At 62.7% G+C, this 16,503-nt stretch carries 13 protein-coding genes and 1 pseudogene; 7 read left to right on the top strand and 7 right to left on the bottom strand.

What is annotated here, in order from left to right; all coding sequences use genetic code 11:
* The first annotated feature begins 14 nt into the window (after positions 1-14).
* The 4 genes from NKI47_RS15095 to dhaK are packed head-to-tail and all read left to right on the top strand — an operon-like array spanning position 15 to position 3,361.
* A complete protein-coding gene (locus NKI47_RS15095; protein ID WP_023676329.1) occupies positions 15-317 on the top strand; it encodes an HPr family phosphocarrier protein in 303 nt (100 codons plus the stop codon).
* Complete coding sequence (ptsP, locus tag NKI47_RS15090; RefSeq protein ID WP_352591116.1) at positions 301-1,917, top strand: phosphoenolpyruvate--protein phosphotransferase; 1,617 nt, start codon at positions 301-303, stop codon at positions 1,915-1,917. Before NKI47_RS15095 ends, ptsP begins: the two co-directional genes overlap by 17 nt.
* Before the next feature lie 8 nt (positions 1,918-1,925).
* The gene (locus NKI47_RS15085; protein ID WP_023676327.1) at positions 1,926-2,348 is read left to right on the top strand and encodes a hypothetical protein; all 423 of its coding nucleotides are present in this window, start codon (positions 1,926-1,928) and stop codon (positions 2,346-2,348) included.
* A 26-nt stretch (positions 2,349-2,374) separates the two neighbouring features.
* On the top strand, positions 2,375-3,361 hold the full coding sequence (dhaK, locus tag NKI47_RS15080) for a dihydroxyacetone kinase subunit DhaK (protein WP_023676326.1): 987 nt from the start codon (positions 2,375-2,377) through the stop codon (positions 3,359-3,361).
* Positions 3,362-3,645: 284 nt separating this feature from the next.
* Here the strand turns inward: dhaK and NKI47_RS15075 are convergent, their stop codons facing one another.
* The gene (locus NKI47_RS15075; RefSeq protein ID WP_023676324.1) at positions 3,646-4,437 is read right to left on the bottom strand and encodes a DUF2259 domain-containing protein; all 792 of its coding nucleotides are present in this window, start codon (positions 4,435-4,437) and stop codon (positions 3,646-3,648) included.
* A 170-nt stretch (positions 4,438-4,607) separates the two neighbouring features.
* Between NKI47_RS15075 and NKI47_RS15070 the strand changes: the two genes are divergently transcribed.
* Positions 4,608-6,515: a propionyl-CoA synthetase gene (locus tag NKI47_RS15070; protein WP_352591113.1), complete on the top strand. Its 1,908-nt coding sequence runs from the start codon at positions 4,608-4,610 to the stop codon at positions 6,513-6,515.
* A 193-nt stretch (positions 6,516-6,708) separates the two neighbouring features.
* Positions 6,709-7,410 carry a metallophosphoesterase family protein gene (locus tag NKI47_RS15065; RefSeq protein WP_352591110.1) on the top strand — a complete coding sequence of 234 codons (702 nt, stop codon included), beginning with the start codon at positions 6,709-6,711 and terminating at the stop codon, positions 7,408-7,410.
* 15 nt (positions 7,411-7,425) lie between these two features.
* Here NKI47_RS15065 and NKI47_RS15060 read toward each other — a convergent pair whose 3' ends face one another.
* The 6 genes from NKI47_RS15060 to NKI47_RS15035 all read right to left on the bottom strand — a co-directional run bounded on the left by NKI47_RS15060 (position 7,426) and on the right by NKI47_RS15035 (position 15,034).
* On the bottom strand, positions 7,426-9,846 hold the full coding sequence (locus NKI47_RS15060) for a polysaccharide biosynthesis tyrosine autokinase (RefSeq protein WP_352591107.1): 2,421 nt from the start codon (positions 9,844-9,846) through the stop codon (positions 7,426-7,428).
* Between the two features lie 149 nt (positions 9,847-9,995).
* Positions 9,996-10,892, bottom strand: coding sequence for a UTP--glucose-1-phosphate uridylyltransferase (locus NKI47_RS15055; protein ID WP_023676320.1), 897 nt, complete (start codon positions 10,890-10,892; stop codon positions 9,996-9,998).
* Between the two features lie 75 nt (positions 10,893-10,967).
* The gene (locus NKI47_RS15050; RefSeq protein WP_352591104.1) at positions 10,968-11,918 is read right to left on the bottom strand and encodes a glycosyltransferase family 2 protein; all 951 of its coding nucleotides are present in this window, start codon (positions 11,916-11,918) and stop codon (positions 10,968-10,970) included.
* A complete protein-coding gene (locus tag NKI47_RS15045) occupies positions 11,908-12,858 on the bottom strand; it encodes a glycosyltransferase family 2 protein (protein ID WP_352577813.1) in 951 nt (316 codons plus the stop codon). Before NKI47_RS15045 ends, NKI47_RS15050 begins: the two co-directional genes overlap by 11 nt.
* Positions 12,858-13,850, bottom strand: coding sequence for a glycosyltransferase family 2 protein (locus tag NKI47_RS15040; protein ID WP_352591100.1), 993 nt, complete (start codon positions 13,848-13,850; stop codon positions 12,858-12,860). The genes NKI47_RS15045 and NKI47_RS15040 overlap by 1 nt, the downstream gene beginning before the upstream one ends.
* Before the next feature lie 11 nt (positions 13,851-13,861).
* Entirely contained in the window at positions 13,862-15,034 is a 1,173-nt protein-coding gene (locus tag NKI47_RS15035) for a glycosyltransferase family protein (protein WP_352591097.1), read from the bottom strand.
* Positions 15,035-15,336: 302 nt separating this feature from the next.
* On the opposite strand from NKI47_RS15035, the pseudogene NKI47_RS15030 reads away from it, so the two are divergent.
* Positions 15,337-16,389, top strand: a pseudogene (locus NKI47_RS15030) (polysaccharide pyruvyl transferase family protein); the annotation flags it as partial.
* Positions 16,390-16,503: the final 114 nt, after the last annotated feature.

The raw sequence follows: 16,503 nt of genomic DNA, 5'->3' as shown, positions 1-16,503 counted from the left end.
GAATTTTGACAAGCATGTCCGCAGCAGCCGAAGCCAGCGTCCTGATCACCCATGAGGTGGGACTGCATGCGCGTCCTTCGGTGAAGTTCACCAAGCTTGCCAAGACGTTTTCGGCCGACGTCGAGATTGCGCTCGCCGCCAACGGGCCATGGTTCGACGCCAAGAGCATCGTCAAGGTGATGGCGGCGAAAGCGCCGAAAGGCACTGTCCTGCATATCAGAGCCAAAGGGGACGGCGCCGGCGAGGCGGTCGGCGCACTGGTCGAGCTGGTGCGGCGCGATTTCGACGAAGGCAAGGACCATGCCCGAACCGCTTAGGCTGCAGGGCATTTCGGCATCGGCCGGCTATGCCGAGGGGCCGCTGTTCGATCTGGGCCAGGCTGCTGTGCGTTATGTCCGCAAGGCGACTGCCGCGGACGAGAAGGCGGCGCTTGAGGCCGCCATCTCCATTGCCGCAGGCCGGCTCGCGACATTGATCGAAACCAGCGACAGCGAGGCGGCCGGGATCCTCGAATTCCAGCTCGCCATGCTGGAGGACGACGCGCTGACCGGCCCGGCCTTTGCGCGAATTGCCGAGGGCATGGCTGCTGATGTGGCTTGGCGAAAAGCGCTCGACGCCGAGATAGCCGGCTATGAAACATCCGAGCAGGACTATTTCCGGGCGCGCGCGGCCGACATGCGCGACATACGCGACCAGGTGCTACGCGCGCTTGCCGGGGGCGGCGACATTGCCGCGCCGGCAGGTGCGATCTTCTACGGCGAGGATATCGCACCGACGCGCTTCCTCGAAACCGACTGGAGTGCCGGCGGCGGCATAGCACTTACGGCCGGAAGTGCCGCAAGTCATGTCGCAATGCTGGCACGCTCACGCGGCGTGCCAATGGTGGTGGGGTTGGGGCTCGTAGCGCGTGGGGTAGCCGGGCCCGGTGCTTCGCCGGCTCAGCTTGTCGGAATCGCACTGCTCGATGCCGAACATGGCGGCATCGTGTTGGCGCCTTCGAAAGCGGAGATCGAGGCATTCCGGCGATCGTCGTCGTCTTTCGCGGCGCATCGCGACAATGCGGCAGCCTATTTGACAAGGCCGGCAGCAACGAAGACCGGCATAGCGGTCCACGTGCAGGTGAATATTGCCGATCCGTCCGATGTCGACCGCATCGATGCTGCGGCGTGCGACGGTGTCGGGCTGATGCGGACCGAATTCCTGTTCGGCAAGACGCTGCCGGACGAGGAGACGCAATATCGCGCCTACCGTAGAGTGCTGGAATGGGCAGGCGACAGGCCGGTGACGATCCGTACTGTCGATGCGGGCGGCGATAAACCTGTGCCGGGCCTGACCGTCGAGGAAGGTAATCCATTCCTTGGCCTGCGCGGGATCAGGCTGTCACTGATGCGTCCGGCGGTCTTTCGTGTGCAGATCCGCGCTTTGCTACGTGCTGCCATGCACGGCAATCTGAAGGTGATGTTCCCGATGATCGCCGTTCCGGAAGAGTATGAACACGCCACCGCGCTGTTCGCTGAGGAGCAGGCTGACCTTTTGGCGCGCGGCATCGCGCACAAAATGCCGCCGCTTGGCATCATGGTCGAGGTGCCGTCGGTGGCCATCGCACCGGAGGCATTCGCCAAGGCCGCCTTCTTCTCGATCGGCTCGAATGATTTGACCCAATACGTGATGGCCGCCGCGCGCGACAATGCGTCGGTCGCACATCTGAATTCCGTCAGGCACCCAGCCGTGCTCCGGCTGATCGCCTCGGTTGCCGCCTTCGGCCGCGAGCATAATATCCCGGTCAGCCTGTGTGGCGATGCCGGCGGCGACCCCGCCTCGATCCCGGCGCTGCTCGAAACCGGCCTGCGTGACCTCTCCGTCGCTCCCGCCCAACTCGCGATGGCCAAGGCGGCCATCGCGGACGTTTCGATCTAGGCCCCGGTATGGCAGACAAGGCGTCGCAATCCGGCCCCGAAGAGGCGATCCGCGCCTACAAGACGATCCTGTCGCAGGTGATCGACCAGCGCCCGTCCGGCATGCGCCAGCGCCTCGCTGATGCGCTGGGCAAGCATCGCAGCTTCGTCACGCAGATTTCCAGCCCGGCCTATTCGACGCCGATCCCGTCGAAGCATTTGCCGGCTATCTTCTCCGTCTGCCATTTCAGCCCGGCCGAACGCGATCATTTCCTTGAGGCCTACCATCGGGCGCATCCGGGAAAGATGTCGCTGGCCGCAGGCTTGCGCAAGACACGCCATGTCTCGCTGATCGTTCCCGATTTCGGCGACGACAAGCAGAACGCGGCGCTCGACCGGGCGGTCAACGATTTCATCCAGAAGATCACCAGCATCGCCGGCAAGGGCAGCTGACGCTGGGCTATTTCGGGAGGACGGCCATGAAGAAATTTTTGAATTCGGTCGATACGGTGCTGACCGAGAGCCTCGACGGCTTCGTTGCCGCGCATGCCGATATCCTGGCGCTTGGCGAGGAACACAAATTTGTCCGCCGCAAGCTGCTCACACCGGGCAAGGTGGCGCTGATCTCCGGCGGCGGCTCGGGTCACGAGCCGCTACATGGCGGGTTCGTCGGGCACGGCATGCTGGATGCGGCCTGCCCCGGCCAGGTATTCACCTCGCCAACGCCTGACCAGATGATGGCGGCGGCCGAAGTCGTCAATACGGGCGCCGGCTGCCTGTTCATCGTCAAGAACTACGAGGGCGACGTGATGAATTTCGACATGGCCGCTGAAATGTCGGAAGGCGTGATGCAAATCGTGACCAATGACGACGTTGCGGTCGAAAACTCGTCCTACACCACCGGCCGGCGCGGCGTCGCCGGCACGCTGGTGGTCGAGAAAATCGTCGGCGCGGCGGCCGAACAAGGCATGGCACTGGAGCCGTTGAAGGCGCTCGGCGAGCGCGTCAACGGCGCGACGCGCTCGATGGGCGTGGCGCTGACCAGTTGCACCGTGCCGGCGGCGGGCAAGCCGACCTTCAATATCGGCGATGGCGAGATGGAGTTCGGGGTCGGCATCCACGGCGAGCCTGGGAGGCGGCGCGACACATTGAAAAGCGCTGATGCTATCGCCGAGGAGATCTGTACCGCAATCCTGGGTGACCTGGGCGACGGTGCCAGAGGCCAGGCGCTACTCTTCGTCAACGGCTTTGGCGGCACACCGTTGATGGAGCTTTATCTGATGTACAACAGCGCCCGCAAAATCTTCGAGAAGCACGGCGTGACGGTGACCCGGTCGCTGGTCGGGTCCTATGTGACCTCGCTCGACATGGCCGGCTGTTCGATCACGCTGAGCATGCTCGACGACGAGGCGGCTGTTTGGTGGGATGCACCGGTACATACGGCCGCGCTGCGCTGGGGCATGTAGCGGCGGAGAATGCCCCAGAAATAGTCGGTGACAAGACCGGTATCGGCAACGCCGCGCATCGCCAGACAGTTGCCCTCCTCACCCCGCGTAAGATAAAGAATCTGCGGGTTTGGGGAGTTCGAGCATGCGTTACAATTGGGATCGGGCGCCGACGGGTTTCGAGCGCCATGGAAAGGTGCTGGCAGCCGCCTTGCTGATCGTCGGCGGGGTCGGACTTATGCTCGCTGCCCTCCCGCTTTAGGGACAACAAACTCGGGTAGCGGACTACGTCTCAGCGCGTTGCCTCAGTGCGCCTGGCCAGTCACGGCGATGAAACGGCGGTCGCGCCCTTCAAATCCCTGGCTGAAGCGCTGCACGAGCACCGCAAGCACGCCCGGTTTTCCATCCGGGGTGAATGCGTAAGATTCCGACAGGCTGTAGGAAGTCGGGCAATTCCTCGAACCGGGCACCGCCTTGTCCTCATGCAGCAGCTTGATCGGCTTGCCGTCCTGACCCTGCAGCGTCAGGCGAAAGCCGAGCGCCTTGCCGGTCGTTTCGCCTTGCTGCGTCGCGTCGAAACTCGCTGAACAATCCGCCGTGCTGTCGGCACGGATCTGCTCGAGCTGGATGGTGCCAAGCTCGTCATAGGCCGGCGAAAGCCATTTTTGCGAAACCTGCTCGAGGCGCGCAATGTCATTGTAGGCGACCATGTCGTCGGGAAAGGTGAACCTGTCCAAGGCAGTCCGCTCGCCGCGCGGCGCGATGGCATATTTGGCCAGCAAGGGCGCCGCCAGTTCGGCGGCCTGTGCCCTCGCCTGCGCAAGCGTCAATGTCGAATCCTCCGTCTCGTCGGCGATGACGATCGGCTTGCCGCCGACGAACTCATCGGTCCGCGTGTCGATGATCTCGATCTCCGACCAGCCCGAATCCGAAGCACCGGCATCGAGCGTGCCGTACTGTTCGAAGGCGAAGTAGTTGCCGTCTGGCGAAAAGCCGATGACGCGCCGGGCCGCCGCGTCGCCTGCCTGAGCAGCTGAAGCGAGCACCACCGCCAGCGTCGCAACCGCGGCAAACCCAAGCTCATATCGCAATTTCATCGCGCCCTGCCCCTAATGCCGAAAATTCGAACGATACCGGCCCCCAGACCACCATGACCCGCACTTGCGGCCAAGTTAGAACGACAGCAAACGAAACGCACAAATACATGGTTACACAAACCAGCATACGCTATTTCAAGGACAGCAAACATTCCTGGGGAGGAAGCTGGATGGCGTCACGCTACCACGAGGTCTATGACGGCTGGAAACGCGACCCGGAAAAATTCTGGGCCGATGCCGCCGGCGCAATCGACTGGTTCTCGCCCTTCGAGACGGTGTTCGACGCCAATGCCGGCGTCTATGGCAGGTGGTTCGTTGGCGCCTCGTGCAACACCTGCTTCAATGCCGTCGATCGTCATGTGGCGGGCGGCCGTGCCGACCAGATCGCGTTGATCCATGACAGCGCGATTTCGGGCACAATCAGGAAATTCACGTATGCCGAGTTGAAGCGCGAGGTGGTCGCGCTGACCTCGGTGCTCAAGAATCGTGGCATCCAAAAAGGCGATCGCGTCATCATCTACATGCCGATGGTACCGGAAGCAGCCTTCGCAATGCTTGCCTGTGCGCGGATCGGCGCCGTGCATTCGGTGGTCTTCGGCGGCTTTGCCTCGCATGAGCTCGCCACCCGCATCGACGACGCCAAGCCGAAGCTGATCATCTCCGCTTCCTGCGGCCTGGAGCCAGGGCGCGTCGTTGCCTATAAGCCGCTGCTCGACAAGGCGATCGAGATGTCGCGGCACAAGCCGGAAAGCTGCCTTATCCTGCAGCGCGACCAACTGCGCTGCGAACTCAGGGAAAACCACGATATCGACTATGCCGACGCCGTGGCGCGGGAGCGGGCCGCGGGTGCCAATGTCGACTGTGTTCCGGTGCTTGCCACCGATCCGCTCTACATCATCTACACGTCGGGCACGACCGGCCAGCCGAAGGGAATCGTGCGCGACAATGGCGGCCATATGGTCGCGCTGAAATGGTCGATGGAAAACGAGTTCGGCGTCAAGCCGGGCGAAGTGTTCTGGGCGGCTTCCGATGTCGGCTGGGTGGTCGGCCATTCCTATATCGTCTACGGCCCGCTGCTGCATGGCTGCACAACGATCCTGTTCGAGGGCAAGCCGGTCGGCACGCCCGATGCCGGCACCTATTGGCGTGTGATCGCCGAGCATGGCGTCGTCGCGCTGTTCACCGCGCCAACCGCCTTTCGCGCCATCAAAGGACAGGACCCGAAGGGCGAATTCGTCCCGAAATACGACCTGTCCAAATTCCGGACGCTGTTCCTCGCCGGCGAGCGCGCCGATCCGGAAACCATCAAATGGGCGGAGCAGAAATTGACCGTGCCGGTGATCGACCATTGGTGGCAGACCGAGACCGGCTCGCCGATGACCATCAACCCCGCCGGACTGGGCCTGCTGCCGGTCAAATACGGCTCGCCCGGCGTGCCGATGCCCGGTTATGACATCCGCGTGCTCGACGATGCCGGGCATGAGGTCAAGCGTGGTACGCTTGGAAATGTCGTGGTGAGATTGCCGTTGCCCCCCGGCTGCCTGCCGACGCTGTGGAATGCCGACGAGCGGTTTCGCCAAGCCTATCTCGACGAGTTCCCCGGCTTCTACAAAACCGCGGATGCCGGCATGATGGACGAGGACGGCTATCTCTATGTCATGGCTCGCACCGACGACATCATCAATGTCGCCGGCCACCGGCTATCGACCGGCGCCATGGAGGAGGTTCTGGCCGCGCATCCCGACGTCGCCGAATGCGCCGTCGTCGGTATTGCCGATGCTATGAAAGGCCAGGTTCCACTCGGCTTCGTCGTGCTGAATGCCGGCGTCGACCGCGACGCCGGCATCATCGAAAACGAGGTTGTCACCCTGGTGCGCGAACGGATCGGCCCGGTCGCTGCCTTCAAGACGGTGGTGACGATCAAGCGCCTGCCGAAGACGCGCTCCGGCAAGATCCTGCGCGGCACCATGCAGAAGATCGCCGACAAGGAGGAATGGACCATGCCGGCAACGATCGACGACCCGGCCATCCTCGACGAGATCACCGCCGCGCTGAACCGCCGCGGCATCGGCCTGTAATGGGCGCCGAAGCCGAGTTGCGTCCGAAGCTCCGGTATGGAACGACCGGCGCCGGACGTGGTATCCACGCGCGGTGTCGTCATGTTGTTTCGGAATCGAGACGCACCCACAGCCATGCGAGACGCCATACGTGACCCTGTTCCAGCGATCGAGAAAGCCCCAGGCCGCGGCACGCCAGCGGCTGGAGATCGATATGCGGGGCGCAGTCGTCTATGCGATCGGCGACGTGCATGGCTGCTACAAGGAACTCCGCGCCCTGGAGCAGAAGATCGTGCTCGATTCGGCGCCCTTCGAAGGGCGCAAGCTCATAATCATGCTTGGCGACTACGTCGATCGTGGACCCCAGTCGGCGCGTGTGCTCGATCATCTGCTGGCGCCACCGCTCCGTGATTTCCAGCGCATCTGCCTTGCCGGCAACCACGAAGTCGTGATGCTGAACTACGTCGACGGGATCATTTCGAGAGAGTCGTGGCTGGCGATAGGCGGCCTGCAAACGCTGTTTTCCTACGGCGTCGACCCGTCGCGCATGGCCGATCTCTATGGGTCAAGCGAGGAGGTCGACAAGCGCATTCGGGAAGTCATTCCAGCCGACCACATTAGCTTCATGCGCGCGCTGCCGGTCATGGTCTGTTCGGCGAAATTCGTGTTCGTCCATGCCGGCATCAGGCCCGGCATCGAGCTGGCCGCGCAGGACGAGGACGACCTGCTGAATATCCGTTCGGACTTCTTCGACGCTGCGCATCTTCTCGACCGCTATGTCGTGCACGGACATACGCCGGTCGACACTCCGAAGCTCGAGGGACGCCGGCTTGGCATAGACACCGGCGCCTTCCAAACCGGCCAGCTGACCGCCCTCAGGATCGTCGACAACCGCGCCAGGTTGATATTTTCCTGAGCGCGATGTCGTCGCTCAGGCGGCTGCCCTGGTGCGCGCTTCCGATTTTTCCAGATAGTAGCTCGAATATTTGTCGAAGAATTTTTCCGAGCCGCCGATCGCGCCATATTTGGCCAGCTTCTTCAGTTCGACCTTGTTCAGCACCGCGCCAATGATCTTCTTGGCGATGTAGGGCTCCGAGCTGAGCATGGATTGCACCATCGCACGCGGCGTGCGTCCCCACTCGGTGACCAGCACGAAGCCGTCGACAAGCGGAGCGAAGGCCTTGGCGTCGACGACAGGCCCGAGCGGCGGCAGATCGACGATGATGTATTCGAAGGTTTCCTTGGCGTTATCGATGAAACGCCGCATGCCGGCTGAAGACAGAAGCTCGCTGGTATGCGAAAACTGGCCACGCAGGACGGCCGGGATGATAGCCAGCTTGGTCTGCCGGTCGATCTTGCCGACCGACTGCCATGTCTGCCCGCTCACCACAGCTTCCATCAGGCCCTGCTCGGCCTCCATACCGAGGCTGCGGCTGAGGCCGGGATTGCGCAGGTCGCCATCGATCAGCAGCGTTTTCGATCCGTTGACGGCAAGCAGCCCGGCAAGATTGGCCGCCACCGTCGACTTGCCCTCGCCGGGAAGCACCGAGACCACGCCGATGACCCGGCTGCCCTGGCCCTCCATCACGACGTCGAAGGCGATCTTGGCGTTGCGCAGCGTCTCGGAGAACATCGATGCCGGGGCATCGACGGTTACCCGCATCCGCGCACGTTTTTCGGCTGCCGACAATGTTTTGGAGGGCTGGGATTTGGAGGACTTGGCGGTCTTGGATTCAACGACTTTGACGTCAGGCTGACCGCCATTGCGCTGGTCATCCTTGCCAGCCTTGCCGATGACCGGCAGGTAGCCGAGGAATTTGAGGCCCACACGGTCGCGGACATCCTCGCCGGTCCTGAAGAAGCGTTCCCTGAATTCATTCAGGCCACCAACCCCTGCGCCCATCATTATGCCAAGCGCCAGCGAAAGCCCCAGCACGATGGCCGTGCGCGGGGTTGCGGCCGACTGCGGCATCGTCGCGTCCGAGATGACCCGGATCTTGCCGACCGGGAAGGATTGCTGCTGGGCGGCCTCCTCATAGCGGTTCAGGAACGTCTGGTAGAGCGTCGACAGCGCCGTCGCCTTTTGGTCCAGCTCACGCAGCTTGACCTGCGACTGGTTGTCGATGGAGCTCTTGCCAGCCGCCAAGGCGACATTTGCGCGGAGCGCGGTTTCGCGCGCCAGAGCGACCTCGTATTCGTTGCGGTAGCTTTCGGTCAGTTGCTTCAGCTCGCCGAAAATCTGCGCCGATATGTCGGCCTTCTCCTTGGCGAGCGCGACGGCCTGCGGATGTTGCGGGCCGAAATTGGCTTCGACGTCCTGCTGCCGCTTGGCGACGGTGAGATAGCGGTTCTTCAGCGTCGTGATGACGGAGCTGCTCGGCTGGTCGTTCGATATCGCGGCGTCCTTGAATGCATTGTCCGAGCCGCTTTCGACGATCGACTTGTACTGCTGATAGCGGGCGCCGGCACGTGCGGTATCGGCCTGCGCGACGATCAGCTGGGTGTTGAGATCGGACAATTGCTTGTCGCTGATCAGCTGGCCGTCATTGACGGCCAATCCGTGTTCGGCCCTGAACTTTTCGACCGCTAGTGCGGCCGCCTGGGAGCTCTCACGAAGCTCGGTCAGCCGGCCTTGCAGCCAGACCGCCGCCCGCTCGGTCGCGTCGAAGCTGGCATCGAGCTGATCGGCGAGATAGGCGTCGGCATAGGCCTTGGTGATGGCGGTCGCAAGCGCCGGATCCGTCGCCTGGAAGGAGATGCTGATGACAAAGCTTCGGCCGATCCGCTCGGCGTCGAGTTGGTTCTGCAGTTTGAAGATTGCATAGTCGCGGGGCGACGACGATGCGGTGATCGCGTCACGCGTCGCAGCATCAAGCTGAGTGACATCGGTTGTGCTAGCGGCGCGCTTGGGGCGGACAGACTGGATGATACCGCGAACAAAGCCAGCAACCTTCGACAGGGCCGATGTCGGAGGGTTCATGAAAGCGTCGTTCTGATCGAGCTTCAGCTTGTCGACGACCACCCCAGCCAGCCTGGCCGACTGTAGTATTTCGATCTGGCTCAGAACGGCGGAGTCGGTCTGCATGCTGACCGACGCCGCCGAAATGTCGTCGACGACCTTGTTCAATCCTTCGTCGATCAGCACGCTGCTCGTCGCCACATAGGTAGGAGGCGTTGTCTGCAAGTAGAGCACGCCAAGAAAGAGACCGATGACGGCGCAGGCGGCAACCACTTTCGCCTGCCGCGCGGCCATGCCAAGCAGGCGCTCGATGTCGATGAAGTCTTCGGCGTTTGCCACATTTGAAGCCGGCAATGGCGTCCTCTTGTCGACAGGAAAATTGGCATAGTTCATCTTCGGTCCAATTCTAGTTTGCAGGCGCTACCGCCTCGAAGGTCGGGACATAGGGTGCAAACCTTGCGCCGGACAGTGCGCGTTACGCGCGGCGCAACGGCCTGTCCTGCGTCATCAGCCGCACCCACAATGCCTCGAAAAAATGGACATTATGCGGCTTCTTCCCGACGCTGATGCGACCGGACGAATTCCTGCAGCATCTCGAAGATCGGGCCCTTCATGTCCTCCCGCGCCAGCGCGAAAGCGACATTGGCCTGAATGAAACCCTCCTTCGAACCGCAGTCGAACATGCGGCCGTCGAAAGGCTGGGCGAAGAAGGCCTGGGTCTGTGCGAGACGCACCATTGCGTCGGTCAGTTGTATCTCGTTGCCGGCGCCGCGCTGCTGGCTGGCCAGCAACGAGAATATCTCGGGCTGCAGGATGTAGCGGCCGTTGATGTAGAAGTTCGATGGCGCGTTGGCAGGAGCCGGCTTTTCGACCATGGCCGTCACCTCGAAGCCCGTGCCGACATCAGCGCCGCGCCCGACAATGCCGTATTTGCTGGTCTCGGTCGGATCGCAACGCTCGACGGCGATAACGTTTGCGCCAGTCTGCGCATAAAGATCGGCGACCTCGGCGAGACACCCGCGCCCGCCGAAGGACACCATGTCCGGCAAAAGCAATGCGAAGGGCTCGTCACCGATGACTTCGCGCGCGCACCAGACGGCATGGCCGAGGCCTTGCGGCGACTGCTGGCGGATGAAGCTCGTCGCGCCGGCGACGGGAAGCAGGCTTTCAAGCGATTCGAGTTGCGCCTTCTTGCCGCTCTGCTCCAGGGTTCCGATCAGTTCAGGATGCAGGTCGAAATAGTCTTCGATCACCGCCTTGTTGCGGCCGGTGACGAAGACGATGTGCTCGATGCCGGCCTCGAACGCCTCGTCAACCGCATATTGCACGACAGGCCTGTCGACCACCGGCAGCATTTCCTTCGGCATGGACTTGGTCGCCGGCAGGAACCGCGTTCCGAGCCCCGCCACCGGTATGACTGCCTTCCTGACTTTTTTCATTGCATGTTCCTTCTGAGGAGATCGATTTCAACCCTGTCGCAGGCGGCGAAACTGTCTTCATTCACCTGCAGCCCTTCACCTCCCCGCCACTACGGCAAACTGTGCCGCTACCCTTCGCAACCGGACGGCGATCGGCATGCTCATATGCCGAACCGCCGCCGGATCGCTGAGCGCCGTCCATATCGCCTTGAGCGGCGACCGCGCCTTGATGTGCTGGACCAGCGACAGGAATGATGCCGCCCGCCGCAGGCTGCGAGCGCGCCTGGCGAACGCCGCCTCGGCCGCAGCATCCATGGAATGGGCCGCGGCGAAGGTGGCATCGGCCCTGCGCATCGCCTCGACGTGATGAAGTTCGAGCACCCGGGAGATGGAGCCGGTGCGAATGTGGTAGATATAGCCCGTCGTCGGCTCGACCACGCATTTGCCCCCCTTGGCCAGAGCACTGGCCAGGAGGATATAGTCTTCGCCAATGATCAGGCTTTCATCGTAACGAAGCCCGTTCTCGTTCAGGAACCGGCGCTGGAAGATCGGCTTGAGGTAGCCGAGATTGAACCTCGATTCGAAGAGGACATTGCCGCCGATGAAATCCGCCAGCGAGATTGAACCGAGCCCTTCCAGATAGTCGGCCGGGAACATCGTCTCTTCGGCAACGCCATCCTCGCGAACGACCTGCAGATTATCGACCGCGATCTCGGCGCCCGCTTTCTCCGCGCGTTCGATCATGGTGCAGATTCGCCCGGGATAGACCGCGTCGTCCGAATCTAGGACCGCGACCCACCTGCCGCGGGCAAGCTCAAGGCCCGCATTCCTGGCGCCGCCGGGGCCACGGTTTTGCTCGAGCGCGACAACGCGTACGATGTCTTCGGGGTAGGATCTCGCCAGGTCGAGCGTCCGGTCGCGCGACTTGTCGTCGACGACGATGACCTCGACGCTGATATTGCGCTGGGCGACGGCGCTGGCAATCGCCCGATCGATGGTCGCCTCGGCATTGTAGGCGGCAATCACGAAGCTCACGTCAGGCTGCACGCTTGCCCCCTTGCTGCGGCGAAGACAGGCCGTATTGGCGGATTTCACGAACCCCGACGAGGCCGCTGACGACGCCGACATGCATAATGCCGCGAAGCAGGCTGCGGTTCCGGCGTACGGGGTCGATGGCGACCGGAATTGCCGACAGGAAACTGTAGGCGGCCTTTGCCGCGGCAATGCCGACCTGCTTGAGCCGGGCAAGGCCGTGTGCGTTGCGCCCCAGAAGATGACCGTGCGTCTGCCCAACCCGGAACCGGCGGCGGCCGAGCCAGTCGAATGCCGCCCTGGCAGGTGGCACCGCTTCGTCGACCCAAGCCTCCGGCGAAAAGGCGATGCGGCCGCCGGCCTTGACCATCTGGTCGAAGAATTCCGTATCTTCGCCGCCGGTCTGGCCACGTGCCAGGCTGAAGCGCCGGCCGCGCAGGCTCTCAGCGCCAATCCTGAGCAGGACGTTGCAGGTGTAGCCGGTGCGGATTTCGCCGCTCACCCAGACCGGCAAGGTCGAGTGGAAATCGCCTTTGCGCATCCAGGCGGGCGCATCCGGCAGGTAACGGGCTTGCACCGGCCCAAGCACCGTCGCAGCACCTGTTGCTTCTGCCGTCGCCACCAGTTCGGCAAGCCAGCCAGCGGTGGCCGTCTCGTCGTCGTCGATAAAGGCGACGAAATCCGCCGCACTGGTATCGAGGCAAGCGTTGCGCGCGATCGAGATGTTGCGGGCCGGGGCGTGCCGGTAGGTCACCGGCAGCTTCAACTCCCCCGCCAGCTTGGCGACCAGCGTTTCGGCCGTCGGCGTATCGTCGTTGTCGGCGATGACGATACCGACGTCGAACCCCGCAGGCATGTCCATGGCCGCTATGGAGCGAAGCGTGTCGGCAAGCTCCGGCCGGCGGAATGTGCAGACGCAGATATCGATGCTTCGATTTTTCCTGACCGGGTCCATCACGCTACCCCGCGCTGCGGTCGCGGTGCGAGCAGTTGCAGCCAGAAACCGACCGACCAGCCGAAATGCATGACCATTGCCGAGATCCCGGCAAGCGCAATGTCGGCTTTGCGCTGGCTGACGGCGGTCCAAAAGCCGTAGCCGAGGCAGACCGACGCCCATAGCAAAAGCGGCACGGCCGCCAGCCAGTGGACGAAGGAAAAGGCGGCGAGAAGAACCACGGGGAACACCAGAAGCGGCACCATCTGCCGGATCTTCGGGATCATGCGGTGCTTGAGGACGTTCTTCGCCCGGCCACGGCCATAGCCGAGATATTGAAAATAGAGGCCCTTCAGCGAGGAGCGCGGGTAGTAGACCATTTGCGTCTTGCCGGTCATCCAGATGCGGTAGCCGGCCTGGCGGAGCCGATAGTCGAGTTCGGCATCCTCATTGTGGCTGAAGGTTTCGTCATAGCCGCCGACCGCGGTGAAGGCCGATATCCGTATCAGTGCGTGGTGGCCATGATCGACCCATTCCCCCGCCGAAAGATGCCGGTGCTTGGAGCCGCCGGTGCCGAGCCTGGAGTTCTGCGCCGCTGCCGCTGCTTTCTGAACCATGCCGCTGCCACTGGTCAGCATCGAGACGACGACCGAATCCGCACCGGTGGCCTGCGCTTCTTCGACCAGCCGGTCGCAATAATCCGCAGGATAGCCGCCATGCGCGTCGATGCGAATGAGATAGTCGACGCCTTCCCCGAACCTGGCGACGGCGAGATTGATTGCCGCGCTCTGCAAGCGCTTTTCATTGTGCAGCAGGATCACCCGCTGATCTTTTGCGGCGATGTCCGCGACGATCGTCCTGGTGCCGTCCGTGCTGCCGCCATCGGCAACGATGATCACGGCGCCCAGCCTCTCGGCCGCAGGGCGGAGCTCTCGAAGCAACGCGCCGATATGGGCCGCTTCGTTCAGGCACGGAACCACGATCATGCAGGATGGAATTTCGGTTTGCGTCATCGGCAGTCCTTCTATGCCAATGCTTCGGCAGCATATGGACCGGGAGCCGCAGTCAGCCCGCGGAGCTTTTCGACGAGCGCCCGGCAATCGGCGCGGTCGTAGCTCCAGGTGCGCGGATTGCGGGCGAGAACACGCGCCCTCAATGTCCCGAACCGATGCTGCTCCATCGTGCCGACGGCGGCTTCGAGCGCCTCGGGCGCGGCTTCTGGCAAAAGAACCCCTATGCCTTGCCGGTCGAGGAACCGGCCGGTTTCGGTGGCTCCCATCGAAATCGGCACGGCTCCGAAGCGGCAGCCCTCATAGAGCCGGTTGGGCAGCAGCCATTCGGAGTTCAGGCCCTGCTCAAAAAAGTCGATGGCCCAGGAAAAGTGGACCTCGCGGTAGATCGCCGCCATATCCTCGGGATTGCGGTAGGGCCCGCCAAACGAGAGCCAGGGTTCCGATTCGACGAAACCGTGGAAATCGGGAAATTCGGACAGCGCCGGGCGCCCCCTGAGGACGATTTCAAAGCGGCCGTCGAGGCGGCGCGAAAATTCGGCCAGAAGCTCCAGGGAGCGACGGCAGCGAAGCGCCCCGAACCAGCCGATCCGCCAAGGCGGCGCTACGGGGTTCTCCGGCGCCGCGCGGTCATCCAGCGAGGCCGCGGCTGGCTCGAAATACTTGTTTTCGAGCAGTTCGACCGGGGCGGCAATCTGTCCGAACGGCTTGAAATAGTTGGCGATGAAGGCCGGAGAGCTGGTCACCAGAAGCTTCACATCCCTGGCCAGGAAGCGTTCTGCGCCGCGCATCGCCCAGCCCAGCGGATCGTCGCGAAGCAGCAGGCGATGGATATCCAGGCACTCGTAGACGATCGGCACCGTTGCCTGGAAAGCCGACCTGGCGCGGCGGGCAAGCGCCAGCATTTCCAGATTGCGCGCGATAATGAGGTCGGGCCGTGGCATTGAGCCCAGCTTCGAGCCGGTCGAGACGACTGCCTTCATGATCGCGGCCAGACGTTGGGCGAATCGGCCATCACGAGTCGGGCCGAGATCGATCGGCTGCAAGCCCTCGACATCAGCAACTGCGCTTGCCGTACGACGAAAGCCCGCCAGCGTAACCTGGGCGCCGCCTGCCTTGAGCATTATGATCCGCCGGCGCACTGCCGGGTCGGAGACGTCGTGTACCAAGTACAAGACATGCAGCATGAAAACTCGACCGCTGTTGGCCCGCCCGCGACAATGCTAGTACAGCTCTTGCTGCATCGCAACATTTTTGGTTGCAGCGTAGCAAAGATCCCCGTTTTTTGTTGCACTGCAAAATCGATGGGTTAATCTCGCTCTGCTTGGGCCACATGGACCGCGCGTTGGCCTGCCATCGGGCTGCGCGCCAATAATCACGACGCGAGGACCATCCTTGGCGTGCAGCATTTTCGGCCAACCCGCCTGCAATCCGCCCCTTCGCACCCGTCGATGGAAGCACGGGACTACTCACGAAATGAGGTCATTCCATGAAGATCGCGGTTGAAAACACCGTCTGCCTGAATACCGGGGATGCAGCGATTCTCCTGGCGATCCGCCATGTTTTCAAGACGATCGTGCAAGACGATATCCAGTTCTGCGTCTTCGACAGCCAGCCGGAGGTGGCGGCGAGGCTCTACACGAAGAAAGAGTATCCTGATCTCGAATTCCACAAGCTGCTGTCGGAATCGCTGTTCCGCTACAAATACGGCAGCGGGCTGAAGAACCTGTTCAAGCCGATCTACAATCGGCTCGTCCTCAATGCCCTGCGGCGGTTCGGCATCCGCGGCGTTCTCGGGCGTTTGTTCAGCTCAAGCAATCGCCGTGGTCTCGAGATCTACAAAGGCGCCGACCTCGTGGTCACGACAGGCGGAACCTATCTTGTCGAGACTTACAATCTGGAACGGCGACTCAATCAATTCCGGATCGACGCGATTCTGGGCAAGGACCCCGTCTTCTTCACGCAATCGCTCGGCCCGTTCAACAAAAGTTACAATCGCCAGGAGTTGAGCCCAATCTTCGATCGGAGCCCGCTCATCCTGCTGCGCGACGAACGTTCGCGAGGCCACATTGTGGACATGGTGAAAGACCCCGGCAAATGCCACGTCGTGGCCGACGCCGTCTTTGCCCTGGCCGACACCGACAGGATCGGAAAAATTCTGGCCTCCGGCCAGTCGGCGACCGTCACCGGCCGCGTCGCCATTTCCGTCCGTCACTGGAACTATGTCAGCGACGGCGAGGGCGGCATGCGCCGCTACATCGACTCGATCCGTGCGATCGCGACCATCCTGGTCAGGGACCACGCCAAGGAGGTCACCTTCGTCTCCACCTGCCAGGGCGTGCCGGAATACGCCCATGACGATTCCAAGACGGCGCGGGCTATCGTTGCCGAACTCGATCCGGAGATCGCCAAGCATGTCAGCGTGGACGCTTCGTTCCACACGCCGGAGCAACTGATGGCACTGGTGAAAGGCTTCGACTTCGTTGTCGCAACGCGCATGCACATGATGATCATGTCGCTCTGCGTCGGCACGCCGGTGCTGCCGATCGCCTATGAATTCAAGACCAAGGAACTTGCCAAGCGGATCGGCGTCGCCGACCTGCTGCTCGACATCGACACGGTGACGCCCGAGGAAGCGAGCGAGAAGCTCGGCAGA

It is taken from the genome of Mesorhizobium sp. M0633 (assembly GCF_040320645.1).
In the GTDB taxonomy this organism is placed as follows: Bacteria; Pseudomonadota; Alphaproteobacteria; order Rhizobiales; family Rhizobiaceae; genus Mesorhizobium.
Note: the sequence above shows the minus strand (reverse complement) of the source record. Positions and strands in the feature narration are given on the sequence as shown.

Coding starts and splice junctions, on each gene's coding strand:
- NKI47_RS15095 (WP_023676329.1), top strand. CDS start 15: ATGTCCGCAGCAGCCGAAGCCAGCGTCCTGATCACCCATGAGGTGGGA.
- ptsP (WP_352591116.1), top strand. CDS start 301: ATGCCCGAACCGCTTAGGCTGCAGGGCATTTCGGCATCGGCCGGCTAT.
- NKI47_RS15085 (WP_023676327.1), top strand. CDS start 1,926: ATGGCAGACAAGGCGTCGCAATCCGGCCCCGAAGAGGCGATCCGCGCC.
- dhaK (WP_023676326.1), top strand. CDS start 2,375: ATGAAGAAATTTTTGAATTCGGTCGATACGGTGCTGACCGAGAGCCTC.
- NKI47_RS15075 (WP_023676324.1), bottom strand. CDS start 4,437: ATGAAATTGCGATATGAGCTTGGGTTTGCCGCGGTTGCGACGCTGGCG.
- NKI47_RS15070 (WP_352591113.1), top strand. CDS start 4,608: ATGGCGTCACGCTACCACGAGGTCTATGACGGCTGGAAACGCGACCCG.
- NKI47_RS15065 (WP_352591110.1), top strand. CDS start 6,709: ATGCGGGGCGCAGTCGTCTATGCGATCGGCGACGTGCATGGCTGCTAC.
- NKI47_RS15060 (WP_352591107.1), bottom strand. CDS start 9,846: ATGAACTATGCCAATTTTCCTGTCGACAAGAGGACGCCATTGCCGGCT.
- NKI47_RS15055 (WP_023676320.1), bottom strand. CDS start 10,892: ATGAAAAAAGTCAGGAAGGCAGTCATACCGGTGGCGGGGCTCGGAACG.
- NKI47_RS15045 (WP_352577813.1), bottom strand. CDS start 12,858: ATGGACCCGGTCAGGAAAAATCGAAGCATCGATATCTGCGTCTGCACA.
- NKI47_RS15040 (WP_352591100.1), bottom strand. CDS start 13,850: ATGACGCAAACCGAAATTCCATCCTGCATGATCGTGGTTCCGTGCCTG.
- NKI47_RS15035 (WP_352591097.1), bottom strand. CDS start 15,034: ATGCTGCATGTCTTGTACTTGGTACACGACGTCTCCGACCCGGCAGTG.